Origin of the sequence: Aeromonas sp. MaB10011B (assembly GCF_017939325.1) — a bacterium.
Lineage (GTDB): Bacteria > Pseudomonadota > Gammaproteobacteria > Enterobacterales > Aeromonadaceae > Aeromonas > Aeromonas caviae.
On record NZ_JAGKRK010000011.1, the window covers coordinates 70923 to 87210 of the forward strand.

The window sequence follows — 16288 nt, forward strand, 5'->3', positions numbered from 1 at the left end:
GATCTCCGGCAGGCGGCCGGACTCTACGAGCGTGCCCATGTCGCCGAGCTCACGCTCGAGTGCAAAGCGCAGTTGCGCCGCGTACATGGCGCCGAGCGTGTAGCTCGGGAAGTAGCCAAACGAGCCGTCCGTCCAGTGGATGTCCTGCATGCAGCCATTCTGGTAATTGCCCTTCGTGGACAAGCCGAGCCACTGTTGCATCTTCGCGTCCCACAGCTCGGGGATGTCCGCGACCTCGATGCGCCCTTCCATCAGGTCCCGCTCCAGCTCGTAGCGCAGGATGACGTGGGCCGGGTAGGTGACCTCGTCCGCATCGACGCGGATAAAGCCGGGCTCGACCCTGTTGTACAGCTTCTCGAGGTTCGCGGGGGCGAGCGCGGCCTGTTCGCCGAAGTGTGCGCGGATGCGCGGTGCAATCTGTGCAAGGAACGCGGGGTGATGGCCGAGTTGCATCTCGCAGAACAGGCTCTGGCTCTCGTGAATGCCCATGGAACGCGCCTCGGCCACCGGCTGGCCGAGCAGTGCGCGCGGCAGGCCCTGCTCGTAACGCGCGTGACCCGTCTCGTGGACGATGCCCATCAGGCTGGAGACGAACTCCTGCTCGTTGTAGCGCGTGGTGATGCGCACGTCCGTCGGCACGCCGCCGCAGAACGGGTGGCTGCTCACGTCGAGCCGGCCGTGGGCGAAATCAAAGCCGAGCAGCCCCATCACCTCCTGACCGAGCGCCTGCTGCGTTGGGATCGGGAAGGGGCCTTGCGGCGTCAGGAGCACGTCGCTCTTCTGCCGCTCGCTCACGGTCTGGATGAGGCCGGGCAGCCAGCTCGTCAGATCGCCGAAGATCTGATCCAGCCTCGCGCTCGTCATGCCGGGCTCGTACAGCGCCAGCATGGCGTCATAGGGGCGCACCCCGAGCGCGTCGGCGCGCAAGGTCGCCACCTCCCGCGACAGGCGCACCACCTCCTCGAGGTTTGGGGCAAAACCTGCCCAGTCGTTCTCCTTGCGCTGGCGACGCCAGGCGTGCTCGCATTTGCTGCCGGCGAGCGACAGCGCCTCCACCAGCGCCCCCGGCAGCAGGCTTGCATCCTGCCACTGGCGCTTGATCTCCCGCAGGTTCGCACGCTGGTGCTCGTCCAGCGGTTCGCTCTCTGCCTGGGCTATCCACTCCCCAAGCTCGGGGGCGGTGCGCTTGCCGTGGATCAGCACGCCAAGCTCCGCCATCGCCTCGGCGCGGGCCTCGTTGCCTCCCTCCGGCATCATGGCGGCCTGATCCCAGCCGCAGATGGCGGAGAGGTGGGAGAGGCGGTGCAGTTGTTGCTGATGTTGTTCGAGTTTCTGGTATGACATGGGATTGTCCTTGTTATCGTCCCTGATGGTATGCACCCCGTACCTGGCATGATCGGGGCCGCCCGATGCTAGCACTGCCATCCACCCTGGTGCCACCCTCAGGCAGTCAGCCGAGGCGCTTCTGGTGCCGTTCGCGGTTTTCCGCCTTCTTGCGCTCGCTCTTGCGCAGCAATACGTAGAGCGCACCGCTGCCGCCGTGGCGGCGCTCGGCGCTGTGCATGGCCATCACCGAAGGCAACTGTGGCAGCCAGGCGCTGACATGGCTCTTGAGCAGGGCACGCGGGGTGCTGCGCTCCCCCTTGCCGTGCAGGATCAGCAGGCAGCGGATATCCCGCACTTCGCATTCGGCAATGAACTGCACCAGGGCGATACGGGCCTCGTTGAGCGTCTTGTGGTGCAGGTCGAGGGAGCCTTGCAGCTCGTATTTGCCAAGGCGCAGCTTCTTGTAGACCCCCTCCTGCACGCCGTCACGCTTGAAGCCGACGATGGCATGGGGGTCCAGCATCTCGACTGCTTCCGTGCCGAGGTGATCCAGGGTGAGTTGTTCGGCGGTGGCGGCTTCCCGGCGCGCGAGTTGCGCCTCGGTGGGCTGGCTGTTGCCCGCAACGGGGGCGATATGGTCGCTGCGAAGGGGCCGCACGTCGGCCACTTCCTGCAGGAACAGTGAGAGTTCGTCGTTATGAGACACGGCAGGCTCCCCGCATGAAAATGAGGGAGCCAGTATAGCGGGCCTTGGTGGGCCTTAGAATGGCAACGCTCGCGGGCCCCGGCCCTGCCGGGGAGGGCGGTCTGAGCGAGCCTGGTTATTGCCCCTCTTTGGGCGGCTCTGCGTGCATCACCTTGTAGATGAAATAGACCGCATAGGCGCTGATGAGCAGGAAGGTGCCGAAAATCACCAGCATGGACATCAGCCCCACGCTGTTGCCGAACATCAGGTTCATCCAGAATTCCATCTCGTTCACTCCTGTCACTGGGCGGTGACAGGCATGATAGATACCTCTTCAGGAGGGAGGGGATGATCTCGATCAACTCCCTCTCTGGTTATTTAATCGGCAGCGAATTCTGTGAGCCGACGCGCATCCGGCGCGTCAGGTCGCCGGACTGGACGCTATTTTGCCTTCTCCTGGGTCGGTTCGGTGAGGGGCGTGATGCGCCAGCCCTGCTGCTCCAGCAGGGCGAGCAGCCCGTGCTCGCCGTAAAGATGCAGGGCCCCTACCACGATAAAGCTCTCGTTCGGCAGGCTGGGCCACTTCTTGACCCAGTTGCGGTTGCGCTCCGCCAGCAGGGTCTGTTCCAGCCAGGCTTGCAGCTTGGGCGGCGCCATCTCCTCCCTGAGCAGATTGATGAGGGTGGCCTCGTTCCCGTTCTGCCAGGCGGTCATCACGGCGTCGAACCCCTGCTGGATGTCGGGCAGCTCGTCCAGGGTGCTCTCCAGCATCAGGGTCTGGTTGTCGCCGACGCTCGCGAGATAGCCGAGTTGCTCCAGCAGGGTCTCCAGCCCGACGATGGGCTTGCCGCCGTCGTTCGCCCGCTTGGCGAAGTGCTGGTCGACACCGTATTCACCGCGATAGCCGGTGCGCTCCAGGGCCGCCTGGGTCAGGGTAATGGCCGCAAACCAGGGACGCAGCGGGGCCAGCATGCTCTCGTTCAGACCGTTCTGGCCCGCGGCGATGAGGGTGCGACGGTAGAGGTCGATGGGCAGGTGATCCTTGAGGGTCTTGCCGTCGACGAGCCGGGTGATGGCGCCCATCTCCTGCCACTGCTCCTGGCTGATGTGGGTCATGTCCACCTCCATCACCAGGGCGCGGCTCTGCTGCCAGGCGCGCTCCACCGGGTCCGGCAGGGGATAGAGAGAGGGTTTGCCCGCATGGATGGACCCCAGCAGCCAGTGCTGTTCGTTGCCCTTGTTGATGCGGTAGAAGGCCGGATCGGCCATGGCATGGAGCGGCAGCAGCAGGCAGAGCAGGAAGGAGAGCAGCGTGGGATGGAATCTCATGAGGCACCTTATGTGAGCGGGATGAGTGCTCTATGATAAGTCCTCATTTGTCACAGCCAAGAGGTTTCCCATGCCCCACCTTCGTTTTCGGGCAGTTTCTGTCGACACCCTGCAGCGGATAAGCGCCCCCCTGATGACGGATCTCTGCGCCCTGACCGGTGGCAAGCCGGAGTTCGTCACCCTGGAGTGCGTGCCGAGCCAGTGGGTACGAGATGGCCACCCCGAAGCCGGTTTCCCCTTCGTGGAGCTGGTCTGGTTCGAGCGACCGCAGGAGATGCAGGATGCCGCCGCCGCCCTCATCACCCGCCACCTGAAAGGGGTGCTGGGGGAGCAGACCTATGTGGTGGTGCAGGTGCTGCCCATCGTCAAGAGTCACTACTACAGCAACGGCCAGCACTATTGAGTTGGCATCGTTGCTAAGACAGGTGCATGTCAAGAGGAGGCCCGCCGAGGGCCCCTTTATCAGGCGGATTTGATCAGCAGCTTGTCCAGCCAGCGGCTTGGCAGCAGGCGGCGCAGCACGGTAAACAATTTGGTCGGGAAGGTGACCGGGTAGCGGTGCCTGGGGCGCTTGCTCGTGAGCGCATGCAGTAACGGCGGGATGCAGGCCTCGCTAGGCAGGGTAAAGCCCCGGGCACCCCCTTCACGCTCCAGCCTGGCCAGCGTCTGGGCATAGGCGTCCTGATGGCGGCTGGCGGCGGGGTCTATGTGGCGCAGGAAGGCCTCCCGGGCATTGGCGCGAAACCGGGTGTCGATGGGGCCGGGTTCGATCAGGCTGATGTGCACGCCGCTGCCCGCGAGTTCCAGGCGCAGGGTGTCGGTATAGCCTTCCAGCGCGAACTTGCTGGCGTTGTAGGCGCCACGATACTTCATGGCCACCAGGCCAAGCACCGAGCTGTTCTGCACGATGCGCCCCTCGCCTGCCGCCAGCATGGGGGCAATACCTGGCGAATGAGGTGATGCCAGCCAAAGAGGTTGGTCTCGAACTGCTTGCGCAGCGCCTCGGTGGGCAGATCTTCCAGCGCACCGGGCTGGCCGTATCATCAATGTCAGATGTTGCAGTGAACACCAACACAGAACACCATGTAGCTGACAAGACCTCAGCCTTGAACTTACTGCTATTCCCGCTGGAGTTGTGTTGATCTATGCCTCGGAGATAGCATTTTAGTCAACCCTCGAACAAGGAAAAGCAATGGCTCGCTTCGTTCTTATCACAGGCTGTTCAAGTGGAATTGGTCTTGCCGCTGCCCGCGGACTTCAAGCTCATGGATTCAGCGTCATAGCCTCTGCGCGCAATGAGGAAGACGTCAAACAACTTCAAAGCTATGGGCTGGAGGCTATTCAGTTGGATGTGCGCAATACCGACAGCATCCGGAGCGGTGTTGATGCAGCACTTAAAATTGCGGGCGGACGCCTTTACGCCCTTTTCAACAACGCCGGTTATGGTCAACCTGGCGCGATTGAAGATTTGCCGACGGATGCGTTACGCGAGCAGTTGGAAACGAACCTCATCGGTGTTCATCAGCTTACTCGCCTTGTATTGCCCGGCATGCTGGCTGCTGGAGAGGGTCGCATCATTCAGAACAGCTCGGTGCTGGGACTGGTCGCCATGAAGTTCCGAGGGGCCTACAACACCAGTAAATTCGCGTTGGAGGGTTACACCGATACCCTGCGCCTTGAGCTTAGAGGGACGGGCGTTCATGTCAGTCTGATTGAGCCGGGGCCGATCGATACACATTTCCGCGCCAATGCTCGCAACGCCTTTTTGAAGCACATCAATCCCGAGGCAAGCCGTCATCATGAGTCCTATCGTCAGACTCTTACTCGCCTTGAAAAAGAGGGGTTGAGCGGTCGCTTCACTCTGCCATCAGAAGCCTGTCTGCCGCCACTGTTGCACGCGCTATCAAGCTCCAAACCCAAGACCCGTTATCAGGTCACCTTCCCGAGTAAGCTGTTTTACATTCTGCGGCGTCTGCTACCGACAGGCCTGCTTGACGCCTTGGCATCCAAATCTGCGTGACGAAGGGCGCAGCGTTAGCGGTCATCAGCCTGCAGAAATTTTCTCTCTATCTGGCGGGGAGATGATTGCTCATTTCGAGTGACCTCGCCTTTAGCCCTGACGGATCTTCGCCTTTCGTTCCTCGAACATCGCCATCGCCGCGCAGTGCTCAATGAAAACCGCGCTTCCTGAGTCGATCTTCTCAAACGCCTTGTCTATCTGTTGGGTCACCCAAGCATCGTGCGCCAGTCTTGCTCGTTGTTGTTCGGCTAGCTGTTCGACCAGCGCTCGGCATGCATCATCAAGAGTTCGGTTCTGGCTCTCGAGAAATTGCTGTGCCAGACGCTGTGTTTCCTGGTTGACTTGAAACTCTATTATGGCGTCCACGATTCACCCTCCTTCGTATGCGTCATCATAGACACGTTTTTGCATGAATTGCCCACAAGCTCAGAAACACCAGTGCAGTCTCGTGAACAGCAAGAATCGAACGCTAAACGCTGTAGCGTAAACAAAAAGGACCGCATGATGCGACCCTTGTTCTTCTGATGACAGTTCTTATTGCACGCGAGGGCGAGCGGTCAAATCGACGCCTAGCGCCCGCATCACCGTCAGCATGGTTTTGAGTGTTGGGTCCCCTCGGTCGCTAAACGAGTCGTAAAGTTGTTCACTGGTTAAGCCCGTTTCATTCGCCAACGCTGTCATTCCTTTGGCACGAACGACGGCGCCAATCGCCTTTGCGACATAGGAGGCATCTCCGGTTTCCATAGCATCCGCAATGAACAGCGCAATCGCATCTGGGCTGTCCAACGCTTGCGCTGGCTCGTAGTCATATAGTTGCTCGGTCATTGCGGCCTCCAAGTTTTTGCTAGGGTACGCAGCGAATAAGCAGGTCATTTCTTCCCAAGCTGACTCGCTGATTAAAATTTCGCGGATCTGGGCCGATTTTTTTCCCGCAAACACATCGAATCAGCCTATTTAGGCTATTTTTTCGACATTTCTGGCGTTATTTCCGGTTTTTACTGAGATCTCTCCCACTGACGTATCATTTGGTCCACCCGAAACAGGTTGGCCAGGGTGAATAACATCGCCAGTTGGTTATCGTTTTTCAGCAGCCCCTTGTATCTGGCTTTCACGAAGCCGAACTGCCGCTTGATGATGCGAAACGGGTGCTCCACCTTGGCTCGGATGCTGGCTTTCATGAATTCGATGTTGATGGCCGTTTTGTTCTTGCGCGGATGCTGCTTCAAGGTTTTTACCTTGCCGGGACGCTCGGCGATCAGCCAGTCCACATCCACCTCGGCCAGCTCCTCGCGCTGTGGCGCTCCTTGGTAGCCGGCATCGGCTGAGACAAATTGCTCCTCTCCATGAAGCAGATTACCCAGCTGATTGAGGTCATGCTCGTTGGCCGCGGTGGTGACTAGGCTGTGGGTCAGGCCACTCTTGGCATCGACACCAATGTGGGCCTTCATGCCAAAGTGCCACTGATTGCCTTTCTTGGTCTGATGCATCTCCGGATCGCGTTGCTGCTCTTTGTTCTTGGTAGAGCTGGGTGCCTCAATGATGGTGGCATCGACCAAGGTGCCTTGAGTCATCATGACGCCTGCTTCGGCCAGCCAGCGATTGATGGTCTTGAACAATTGACGGGCCAGTTGATGCTGCTCGAGCAGGTGGCGGAAATTCATGATGGTGGTGCGATCCGGCAGGGCGCTATCCAGGGATAATCGGGCAAACAGGCGCATGGAGACGATTTCGTACAGGGCATCTTCCATGGCACCGTCGCTCAGGTTGTACCAATGCTGCATGCAGTGAATACGCAGCATGGTCTCCAGCGGATAGGGCCGTCGGCCATTGCCCGCCTTGGGATAAAACGGCTCGATGACAGCGGTCATATTCTGCCATGGCAGAATCTGCTCCATGCGGGAGAGGAAAATCTCTTTTCGGGTCTGACGGCGCTTAGTGCTGAATTCACTATAGGCGAAGGTGAGTTGATGGCTCATGATGTCCCTCTGGGATGCGCTCCGGATGAACATGATGATCTCATATCAGGAACTTGTTCGCACCTTCCCTAGCACAAACTGAGGCGTCACTGCCTGTCACTCGCATCCTCGTTAGCTTGAACTAGGGCTTGGACTTTTGTCTTGAACCATCCGTCAGCAAGCAGCCTGTCACCCCAGTAAAAGTCAGTGGAGTAAACCCTCGCTCTGGTTTATATTTTCAACATATTTATTTAATTCATTAACCGGAGGTCAGTATGATTGGTGAACGCCTCAAGCGCGCCCGAGATGCTGCTGGCCTGTCTATGCAATCCCTTGGCAAGCAGGCCGGTGTCAGTGCCCCCATGATCCAGAAGTATGAACGGGACGAGAGTATGCCGTCCTCTTCGGTGCTGATTCAGCTGGCTAAAGCCTTGAATGTCCGAACCGAGTTTTTTTTCCGGCCAAATCATATCCAGTTGGCAGAAGTCGAGTACCGCAAGCGAGCCAGTACTCCGCCCAAAGTGCTCAAGCGCATTACCGCCGACGTGCTGGATCAGGCTGAGCGCTGGTTTGAACTCAAAAACCTGTGGCCGGAGTTTCCGGTGCCGGAGTTTTCGTTGCCCCGCTGCGTGCCCGAGCAGATCGCCTCGCTAGAGGTGGTTGAACAGATAAGCCAAGACTTGCGCAACGAATGGCAATTAGGGATGAACCCCATTCCTGATCTGATCGACTTGCTGGAGTCCAAGGGGATTCTGGTTATCGTCAGTGGCGAAGCTCATGGCAACAAGTTCGATGGTTTGCAGGCTCAGATTGAAGGACAACCCGTATTGGTGGTCTCCAGCCAATGGTCCGGTTGCCGCCAACGCTTTACTCTGGCGCACGAGCTGGGCCATCTGCTGATGCACGGTCGCCTTAGTGACGAGGTGGACGAGGAAAGAGCCTGCAATCGCTTTGCCTCTTCGCTGTTGCTGCCTGCTGTCGGAGCGCGAGAACATCTGGGCGTGAAACGTCATAGCGTGGACTGGAAAGAGCTCTACCTGTTGAAGCAAGAGTACGGCCTCAGCATGGGAGCAATACTCTACCGTTGCAAGGATCTCGGCATCCTCACCGACGCACAATACAAACGCCACTTTATCGACTACTCAGCCAATGGTTGGCGTAAGGCAGAGCCAGGCGAGGCAATCGCGCCGGAGCAAACCCGTTTTTTTGAACAGCTGGTTTACCGAGGAGCGGGTGAAGGCTTGCTCTCCGACTCCAAAGCAGCCGAACTGCTGCAAATGCCTGTTTTCGCCTTTCGCAAGGCTCGCATGATGGAAGGAGCCGAAGCCTAGATGCAGGTTCTGATCAGCGATGCCAACGTCTTGATCGATATGGAGGATGGGCAGTTGTTAGAACGGATGTTCCAACTGCCCTTTCAATTTAAGGTGTCGGATATGTTGTTCCAGGACGAGCTCTCGGAACTGCATCCGCACCTGCTCGAATTTGGCTTGGTGCCTACAGAGCTGACAGGCGAAAGCATGGTGGAGGCACTGCGCATGACGCGGCTTTATGCTGGCCCCAGCCGTTACGATTGTTTTGCGCTGGCGCTCGCCAAACAGGAAGCCTGTCCGTTGCTAACAGGAGATGCCGCTTTGCGCAAAGCGGCAGAAAAAGAAGCGGTGCTTGTGATGGGCACCATCTGGATTGTGGAGCAGATGGTGATTCATGGCGTAATCGACAAACCAGAAGCCTTGGCTGCCTATGACCGGATGCAAGCCGCTGGCAGCCGTCTACCCTGGAAAGTCGCCAGGTCGCAACTGCACTCCTTGTAAATTGATGTTCAGGGCATTGACCATGCCGCTCATGATCGTTGATTATGTCGGCAACACGACCCCGGCCTCTTGGTTGCCTTGCAACTTACGCTGGGGTTCTTGTATCTAGGCGGTATCCCCGGGCAAGAGTTGATAAAAACTGCGGCTACAGTTAGCCTTCGTCCAGCTCGTCTACCAGCCCATGGCGTCAGTGTGGAAGGAGTTACGGCCCCGTCCTTTTAGGAGGGCGCGGCCAGCTTGGCCGCCACAAACTACTCATACTGTAGATAGTTCAGTTTGTTAGACAACAGTGAGACAACGACGGGACAAAGCGGTTGACACCTCCGTCAATGGTCACTAATCTTGTCGACAACACGGCCCCTGTCGGTGATGTTGCCTAGGCGACGTAACTGCTCAGGGGTTCTTTGTTTCTACAGCCCCTCACCACTCATCTTTCCAGTTTGCTGGCGCCCCCATCCCCGACAGATCCAGCCCCAGATGTTTCAGATCCGGGAACGTATCCAGATGCTCTTTCATCCTCTGTGGCCAAGTAGATTTTGGGTTAATTGTTGCCAGCAGGTGCCGACAGATCCGCAGCAACAAAAAGCAGCGGGCCAGCGCATGATTGTTGCCAATATAAGGCGCGCTCCACGGAAGATGAGTCGCATTCGGTAGCTTCGGCTGCTCCGTGATATTTCGATTCCACAACCGACTATGATGGGCGCAGACGTTGCGCAGATAGTTAAGGCTCCGCAGCCAGGTTGCAAAAATACGGCCATTGGCAATGCCGTAAGCCGCTGCAATCTTATCCTGCTCGGGCTCTTGCATACCTGCAAACAGCATGGACATGGTGCCGAAGTCCCACACCTCGCACGCCACCCAGATTGGCAATGGCAGCCCATATTTGGCCTTGTTGTGTTTCACAAACTCTTCTTTGGAGCGGCCAATCAGCCTAGCGTGTTTACCCAACCAATCATGGTGCCTGCTAAGACCCGTGCGTTCATCCAGCTCCTGGCTGAACCCCGGGAACAGGTATTCCGGTTTGAGATAGGCAAAGGGATCCAGCTGGCCTAGCGTATGTGAAATATCCACCCGAATGGCGATCTCGATACGTTCCAGCGCGTCCATCGCCAGCAGGCGTAGTCTCTTATCAAACACATACATATCGACCGCATCGACAAAGCGAGTCCCTGCCTTAAAGGGTTCCAGCACCATGCGTGTCGGTTTGATGTCTTTTGGCTTACCGCCTGTCGGCGATAGTTGCACAACCAGTTCAGATCGCTCGCGAAAGGCATACCAGTAGCCACTGAGCCGGTAGTAACCGATCCGCTCCAGGTAATCCAACGCCGCCACCTCATCCGTAATCAACATGCCCCGACGTTGCAGCTTGACCAGTTGTTGCTCAAAACTAAACCAGGGCTTGGCATAGACCATCAGTTCAAGGCTCCCTCAACCAGCGCCTCGGCGAGGTGCAGCTGGGTAGTCTGGCTGGCTTGCAGGCGGGCGGATAGCTGATCGCAAAGAGACATCAGTTCATCGACTTTACTCACGATTCGTTGTTGCTCAGCTAAAGACAAGATTGGGAAACAAGTTAATTCTAACTGCTTCGTTGATATATGAGGAACGCCATTACTCCTGCCGGGGTCTATCGCATTCATGAATGCCTTAGACTCTAACCATAATGGCAAAAAACTTGTTAAGACCAAGTTCCCAACACTATGGAATTTTGCTACTCGCTGGAGTAGTAAACAAGGCAAATCACACTCTCTTATAATTGCATATTTTAGACCTGTGTTAATAATCGGCCTATCTAGTGATATTACTACATCACCAACTTCCAACTTGAATCGCTCATATTCATCTTGGTGTTCGTAAGATAGATAGACTTCATCATCCCACTTTATTTGACCATGAGAGATATTTATGTTTCTAAGAAGCCTGACTCCTGTTGGAGAAAACCATTCGCTTTTAAATGCGTAACCATTTAGGAACTGAAACATATCAGCTAAACGCCCCCACTCCCACCCATCCGGCAGGGCAAAGGGCTTTTCTTCTTCGCTAATTGGCGGCAGGGGTTTCTCTTTTTTAATCTTGCCCTCTTTGATTAGCCGAGCCTTTTCAGCGGCGATGCGTTCCAACAATACCGAGGCGGGTTCATCGTTGGGATCTTGTGGCACCAGCTTACCCATCACCGCCAGTTGCAGAATGGTCTGCTTCAGGGCATCTATGCTGCTCTGGGTGGTAAACAGGCTATCGAAATGTTGAGCCAGCCGCGCCCAGTTTTGCGCCAGCTCGCCGCTGTCGGCGCTCTCAGTCAGAGTGGCCAGCAGGGTCTCGACCAGCGTCTGATGGGCCGCCAGTGATGCCTCGCTTTTCTGCTCCAGCTGATCGCAGAGGGACATCAGCTCATCGACTTTGGCGACAATACGGTGTTGTTCGTCAATAGGAGGAAGGCCTAGCGTAATTAACCCTAAACTACTTTGACTTAGGGCGGGAACAGATGTGCCAACTTGATATTCTTCCATTTTAATTGAGGTTAAGAGCAAAAATAAATAATTCGATGCCACACAAGATAAAGGTGAAATACCTAAACAATTATTATCTATCGCTGTTGGCCTTATTATTACTCTTCGCTTGTTAGTGGCAATAGCTCCACCAATTTTTGGGAAAATAACCGTCCCCTTCTGGTGAAGATTTAATTTTAATCTATTGGCTGTCTCTTGACTGACCGTATTAGATGTTTTGTAAATAACCCTTTCGTTCCCATCAAGATTCATGTCGCTGACTTTACAGAATAAAATTTCTAAGTCATCGAAACCTTGCTCTATCGTAGGAAAGCCATTCCCTGTTGCCCATAAACCAATCTCACCCAAACGGACAACACCCCATCCCTCCGGTAAGTCAAACGGTTTTTCATCATCCGTTATTTCCGGCAATGGCTTGGACTTTTTAAGCTTGCCCTCTTTTACCAGGCGCGCCTTTTCGGCAGCGATGCGCTCCAGCAGTACCGAGGCGGGTTCATCGTTAGGGTCTTGTGGCACCAGCTTGCCGCGCACGGCCAGCTCCAGGATCAGCTCGCGCAGTTTCTTGATACCGGTCAGTTCCAGCTTGCTATTGCTACCACGGCCGGCGCTGCTCTTGGGGCGTACCGCGCTACTCCACAGATCCAGATGGTCGGTGATCAGTTGCTCAATCATGCTTAGGCCCCCTTACCCAGCGCCGCAGCCAGAATGCCCTTAAGCTGGTCGCGCAGTTGCTGGATTTCGGCCTGCTCGGTGGCGTAACGAGCCAGCAGCTCGTCGGGGTCGTGGCTTATCTGCTCGCCGACATGGGGGTTTTTGATATCCAGGTTAAAGTTGCGGGTGATGATGTCGTCAATGCTCACTTTCCACGCCTGCTCGTTCTCGACGCGGGCGGCAAAACCATCCGCCTCGTCGCCCCACCACGCCTGTTCGGCGGCGAACTCCTCGTACTTCATCGGCTTGGTCTTGCTGTAGTTCTTCACCCCGTCCGGATAGGGATGCTCGTAGAACCAGACCTCTTGGGTCGGCTGTCCCTTGGTAAAGAACAGGATATTGGTCTTGATGCCGGTATAGGGGTTAAAGACGCCGTTTGGCAGGCGCACTATGGTGTGCAGGTTGCACTCCTGGGTCAGCAGTTGCTTGATCTTGGTCTTCACCCCTTCGCCGAACAGGGTGCCATCGGGCAGTACCACGGCGGCGCGGCCCTTATCCTTGAGCACTTCGATGATCAGTTGCAAAAACAGATCCGCCGTCTCGCGGGTACGCAGATCCGCCGGGAAGTTCTGCTCGATACCATCCTCTTCGGTGCCACCAAAGGGCGGGTTGGTGACGATCACATCGATATCGCTATCCCAGCTGGAGAGCGGCTTGTTCAGGGTGTTGCCATGACGGATCTGCACCGGCACCTCGATGCCGTGCAGCAGCATATTGGTGGTACAGAGCAGGTGTGGCAGCTGCTTCTTCTCAACCCCGAGGATCTGCTGCTGCAGGGTCTGATGGTCGGCGGCTGTCTTCACATAGCGGCTTTTAACATGGTCAAAGGCGCAGGCCAGAAAGCCGCCGGTGCCACAGGCCGGATCCATGATGCGTTCGCCCAGCTTGGGGTCAATCCGATCCACCATAAAGCGAGTCACGGCCCGCGGGGTATAGAACTCACCGGCATTACCCGCGCTTTGCAGGTCACGCAGGATCTGCTCGTAAATATCCCCAAACAGGTGGCGCTCGCTGGAGTCACCAAAGTCGATCTCATTGAGCTTGTTGATCACCTGGCGCAGCAGGGTGCCGTTTTTCATGTAGTTGAAGGCATCGCTGAAAGCTTCTTTGACCACAAAGCCGCGCGGGTTGAGATCGATCTGCGCTGGCAGGTTCTTGAGCGAGTCGAACAGGTCGTTATTGACGAAATCGAGCAGGGCATCGCCGGTGATCCCTTCGGCATCGGCGGCCCAGTTGCGCCATAACAGACGCTCGGGGATGGGCAGGCGGTAGTTATCCTGCTCGAACTCCAGCTCCTCTTCCTGAGCATCGAAGATCTTGAGAAACAGCAGCCAGGAGAGCTGTCCCAGACGCTGGGCATCACCATCGATACCGGCGTCTTTGCGCATGATGTCCTGAATGGATTTGATAACTGACGTGATGGAAGACATAGGACTCGTTATTACTCGAATGCGTTAAAAAAACAGGGCCAGGCTCAGGGAATACTCCTGCAGCATGGCCGCTCCTGTTATGGGATATGGGTCAAGCGGGCTGGCGGTAGATCTCGGCTTCCAGCTCGGTGATCGCCTCTTCAAAGGCCTTGGGACTGCCAAAGCCCTTCTTCGCCAGCTCCAGCGGCCGCCCCAGCTCGGTAAAGGGGGCCACCTTGAGCGCCTCCTTGGTCTCAATCTCGGCCACGCCCTGATCGGCGTATTTGTCGAGCAGGGTGGCCAGCACCTGTTGGGCCGTCTCGTTGTACTTGGTGAAGTAGTTACGCTTCTTGACGTTATCCGCCCGTTCACGACGGGTCAACGGAGGCTGATCGTATACCACATGGCAGATAAGGTCGAAGGGATCCAGCTCCTGGCCGACTTCGGCACTGAGCACCTGCCACAACACCCCGGCCTGCTCCAGCTCGTCGATGATGGCCTGCTTGCGCTCGGCCGACTGCCAGCGCTTGATAAAGGCATCGAGAGTGGCGCACTCCTTGAGCAGGGTCTTGCGGGTGTAATCCTTGAAGGATTCCGTCACCAGCTTGCCGTCAGTGTCGTAATACTGCACCCGCTCGGCAATCACCTTGACCGGCACCCCATTGACATAAAACTTGCGTACCTCGGGCGGCTCGCCGCTAGTTTCGCCCCAGTCCCCCGTGTCACCAGAGCCTGGCGGATAAGCACCGGAATCATAGGTGCCAGAAGGTTCTTGCGTCCCCTCGCTTTCCTCTTCGTTGTCAGACTCGGAGCCTCCGGGTGCATCATCCGGCAGCGGATCTGTGCCATCAATGATATCGCCCAAGTCGTCATCCGGCTGGTTGATATCGTCAGGGTTGGTAACAACAACGCCTTCGGGTACACCATCGAAGCGTGGATCGGCAAACAGCTCGGTGGCCTTCTTGAAGTCGAGTATGGTGAACCAGAGCTTGTTGTACTTGTCATCAATTCGGGTGCCGCGGCCGATGATCTGCTTGAACTTGGTCATGGACTGGATGTTCTGATCCAGCACGACCAGCTTGCAGGTCTTGGCATCAACGCCCGTGGTCATCAGCTCCGAGGTAGTGGCAATCACCGGATAGGCCTTCTTCGGGTTGATGAAGTTATCCAGTTGCCCCTTGCCGATCTCGTCATCGCCGGTGATCTTCATGACGTATTTGTCGTTTTTAGCAACCTGCTCGGGATTGAGATTGACCAGAGCACGGCGCATCCGTTCGGCATGGTCGATGTCGTTGCAAAAGACGATGGTCTTGGCCATCGGATCGGTTTTCTTCAGGTAGTTGGTCAGCGTCTGGGCAACCAGTTGGGTGCGCTCATCGATGACCAGGGTTCGGTCAAAATCCTTCTGGTTATAGATGCGATCCGTGATCTCGTTGCCCTGCTTATCGAGCTGCCCCTTGGTCGGCCGCCAGCCCTGCAGATCCACATCCATATCAACCCGCACCACCTTGTAGGGGGCCAGAAAGCCATCCTCGATACCCTGCTTGAGCGAATAGCTGTAGACAGGCTCGCCGAAGTAGTCGGTGTTGGAGACGGTATCGGTCTCCTTGGGGGTAGCCGTGAGACCAATCTGGGTGGCCGACGAGAAATATTCGAGGATCTCGCGCCAGGCGCTATCTTCAGCGGCGCTACCGCGATGACACTCGTCGATGACGATTAGATCAAAGAAGTCGGGCTGCACCTGCTTATAGGCCTTCTGCGACTCTTCCGGCCCGGTCAGCGCTTGATAGAGGGCAAGGTGAATTTCATAGGCCGGATCGACGGTGCGCCCCGTCACCTTGGTCATGGCCGTGCCGAAGGGCTGGAAGTCGTTGGTCTTGGTCTGATCGACCAGAATGTTGCGATCCGCCAGAAACAGGATGCGCTGCTTGGCCTTGGCCTTCCACAGCCGCCAGATGATCTGGAAGGCGGTGTAGGTCTTGCCGGTGCCGGTCGCCATCACCAGCAGGGCGCGGCGCTGACCGGCAGAGATTGCCTCTATGGTCTTGTTGATGGCCTGCAGCTGGTAATAGCGCGGTGACTTGCCGGAACCGTCATCGTAATAGTCCTGGGTGATCATCGGCAGCTGTTCGGGTTGATAGCCCTTGAAAGCGCAGTATTTGTCCCAGAGCTGGGCTGGCGAGGGGAAATCTTCCAGGCGGATCTCGCTCTCCAGCGCTGCACCAGATGCCAGATCGGCGGTCTTGTCGTGAAACACAAAGCCATCGCCGTTGGAGGCGAAGACAAAGGGCACTTCCAGCAGGCTGGCGTAATCGAGCCCCTGCTGCATCCCCTTGCCAATCTCATGCTTGTTGGCCTTGGCCTCAATCACCGCAAGCGGCAATCCCGGCTTGTGGTAGAGCACGATATCGGCGGATTTAACCTTCTTGCGTGCTGCCATCTGACCCCGCACCACCACTTTGCCATCGCGCAGCTTCACCTCCTGCCGGATCTGGGTCAGATCATCCCACCCCGCCTCTTTGACGGCCGGCAGAATAA

16 protein-coding genes and 1 pseudogene are annotated in these 16288 nt (G+C 57.0%); 5 read left to right on the top strand and 12 right to left on the bottom strand.

The annotated features are described in order from the left end of the window. The 4 genes from J9893_RS05075 to J9893_RS05090 form a co-directional block, all read right to left on the bottom strand. The coding region (locus J9893_RS05075; protein ID WP_210600437.1) for a carboxypeptidase M32 at window positions 1-1344 on the bottom strand (1344 nt) is incomplete at its 3' end. 106 nt (window positions 1345-1450) lie between these two features. Beyond that, a complete protein-coding gene (smrA, locus tag J9893_RS05080) occupies window positions 1451-2032 on the bottom strand; it encodes a DNA endonuclease SmrA (protein ID WP_010673286.1) in 582 nt (193 codons plus the stop codon). Window positions 2033-2147: 115 nt separating this feature from the next. Beyond that, the gene (locus tag J9893_RS05085) at window positions 2148-2297 is read right to left on the bottom strand and encodes a DUF3149 domain-containing protein (RefSeq protein ID WP_010673287.1); all 150 of its coding nucleotides are present in this window, start codon (window positions 2295-2297) and stop codon (window positions 2148-2150) included. A 155-nt stretch (window positions 2298-2452) separates the two neighbouring features. Further along, window positions 2453-3340: a TraB/GumN family protein gene (locus tag J9893_RS05090; protein WP_210600439.1), complete on the bottom strand. Its 888-nt coding sequence runs from the start codon at window positions 3338-3340 to the stop codon at window positions 2453-2455. 70 nt (window positions 3341-3410) lie between these two features. On the opposite strand from J9893_RS05090, the gene J9893_RS05095 reads away from it, so the two are divergent. Then, window positions 3411-3743 carry a DUF1904 family protein gene (locus J9893_RS05095; RefSeq protein WP_210600441.1) on the top strand — a complete coding sequence of 111 codons (333 nt, stop codon included), beginning with the start codon at window positions 3411-3413 and terminating at the stop codon, window positions 3741-3743. Between the two features lie 59 nt (window positions 3744-3802). Here J9893_RS05095 and J9893_RS05100 read toward each other — a convergent pair. Next, a pseudogene (locus J9893_RS05100) lies at window positions 3803-4380 on the bottom strand (SDR family NAD(P)-dependent oxidoreductase); the annotation flags it as partial. Here J9893_RS05100 and J9893_RS05105 point away from each other — a divergent pair. Together J9893_RS05105 and J9893_RS05110 are read left to right on the top strand one after the other, a co-directional pair. Beyond that, window positions 4300-4482, top strand: a complete 183-nt coding sequence (locus tag J9893_RS05105) for a hypothetical protein (protein WP_210600442.1) — start codon at window positions 4300-4302, stop codon at window positions 4480-4482. The pseudogene J9893_RS05100 and the gene J9893_RS05105 sit on opposite strands and share 81 nt — an antisense overlap. A 50-nt stretch (window positions 4483-4532) precedes the next feature. After that, window positions 4533-5360 carry an SDR family oxidoreductase gene (locus J9893_RS05110; RefSeq protein WP_210600444.1) on the top strand — a complete coding sequence of 276 codons (828 nt, stop codon included), beginning with the start codon at window positions 4533-4535 and terminating at the stop codon, window positions 5358-5360. A 90-nt stretch (window positions 5361-5450) separates the two neighbouring features. Here J9893_RS05110 and J9893_RS05115 read toward each other — a convergent pair whose 3' ends face one another. The 3 genes from J9893_RS05115 to J9893_RS05125 all read right to left on the bottom strand — a co-directional run bounded on the left by J9893_RS05115 (window position 5451) and on the right by J9893_RS05125 (window position 7336). Next, entirely contained in the window at window positions 5451-5726 is a 276-nt protein-coding gene (locus J9893_RS05115) for a damage-inducible protein J (protein ID WP_210600446.1), read from the bottom strand. Between the two features lie 168 nt (window positions 5727-5894). Next, window positions 5895-6185, bottom strand: a complete 291-nt coding sequence (locus J9893_RS05120; RefSeq protein ID WP_143237955.1) for an addiction module antidote protein — start codon at window positions 6183-6185, stop codon at window positions 5895-5897. A 170-nt stretch (window positions 6186-6355) separates the two neighbouring features. Next, window positions 6356-7336, bottom strand: coding sequence for an IS5-like element ISKpn26 family transposase (locus tag J9893_RS05125; RefSeq protein ID WP_210600448.1), 981 nt, complete (start codon window positions 7334-7336; stop codon window positions 6356-6358). A 254-nt stretch (window positions 7337-7590) separates the two neighbouring features. On the opposite strand from J9893_RS05125, the gene J9893_RS05130 reads away from it, so the two are divergent. After that, complete coding sequence (locus tag J9893_RS05130) at window positions 7591-8646, top strand: XRE family transcriptional regulator (RefSeq protein WP_210600450.1); 1056 nt, start codon at window positions 7591-7593, stop codon at window positions 8644-8646. Beyond that, a complete protein-coding gene (locus J9893_RS05135) occupies window positions 8647-9126 on the top strand; it encodes a DUF3368 domain-containing protein (RefSeq protein WP_210556461.1) in 480 nt (159 codons plus the stop codon). Window positions 9127-9546: 420 nt separating this feature from the next. Here the strand turns inward: J9893_RS05135 and J9893_RS05140 are convergent, their stop codons facing one another. The 4 genes from J9893_RS05140 to J9893_RS05155 all read right to left on the bottom strand — a co-directional run bounded on the left by J9893_RS05140 (window position 9547) and on the right by J9893_RS05155 (window position 16286). Further along, on the bottom strand, window positions 9547-10539 hold the full coding sequence (locus tag J9893_RS05140) for an Abi family protein (RefSeq protein WP_210600453.1): 993 nt from the start codon (window positions 10537-10539) through the stop codon (window positions 9547-9549). Further along, window positions 10539-12302: a restriction endonuclease subunit S gene (locus J9893_RS05145; protein ID WP_210600461.1), complete on the bottom strand. Its 1764-nt coding sequence runs from the start codon at window positions 12300-12302 to the stop codon at window positions 10539-10541. The genes J9893_RS05140 and J9893_RS05145 overlap by 1 nt, the downstream gene beginning before the upstream one ends. A 2-nt stretch (window positions 12303-12304) precedes the next feature. Continuing rightward, a complete protein-coding gene (locus J9893_RS05150) occupies window positions 12305-13771 on the bottom strand; it encodes an N-6 DNA methylase (RefSeq protein ID WP_210600464.1) in 1467 nt (488 codons plus the stop codon). A gap of 91 nt (window positions 13772-13862) precedes the next feature. Further along, entirely contained in the window at window positions 13863-16286 is a 2424-nt protein-coding gene (locus tag J9893_RS05155; RefSeq protein WP_349237077.1) for a DEAD/DEAH box helicase family protein, read from the bottom strand. Between the last annotated feature and the right edge of the window lie 2 nt (window positions 16287-16288).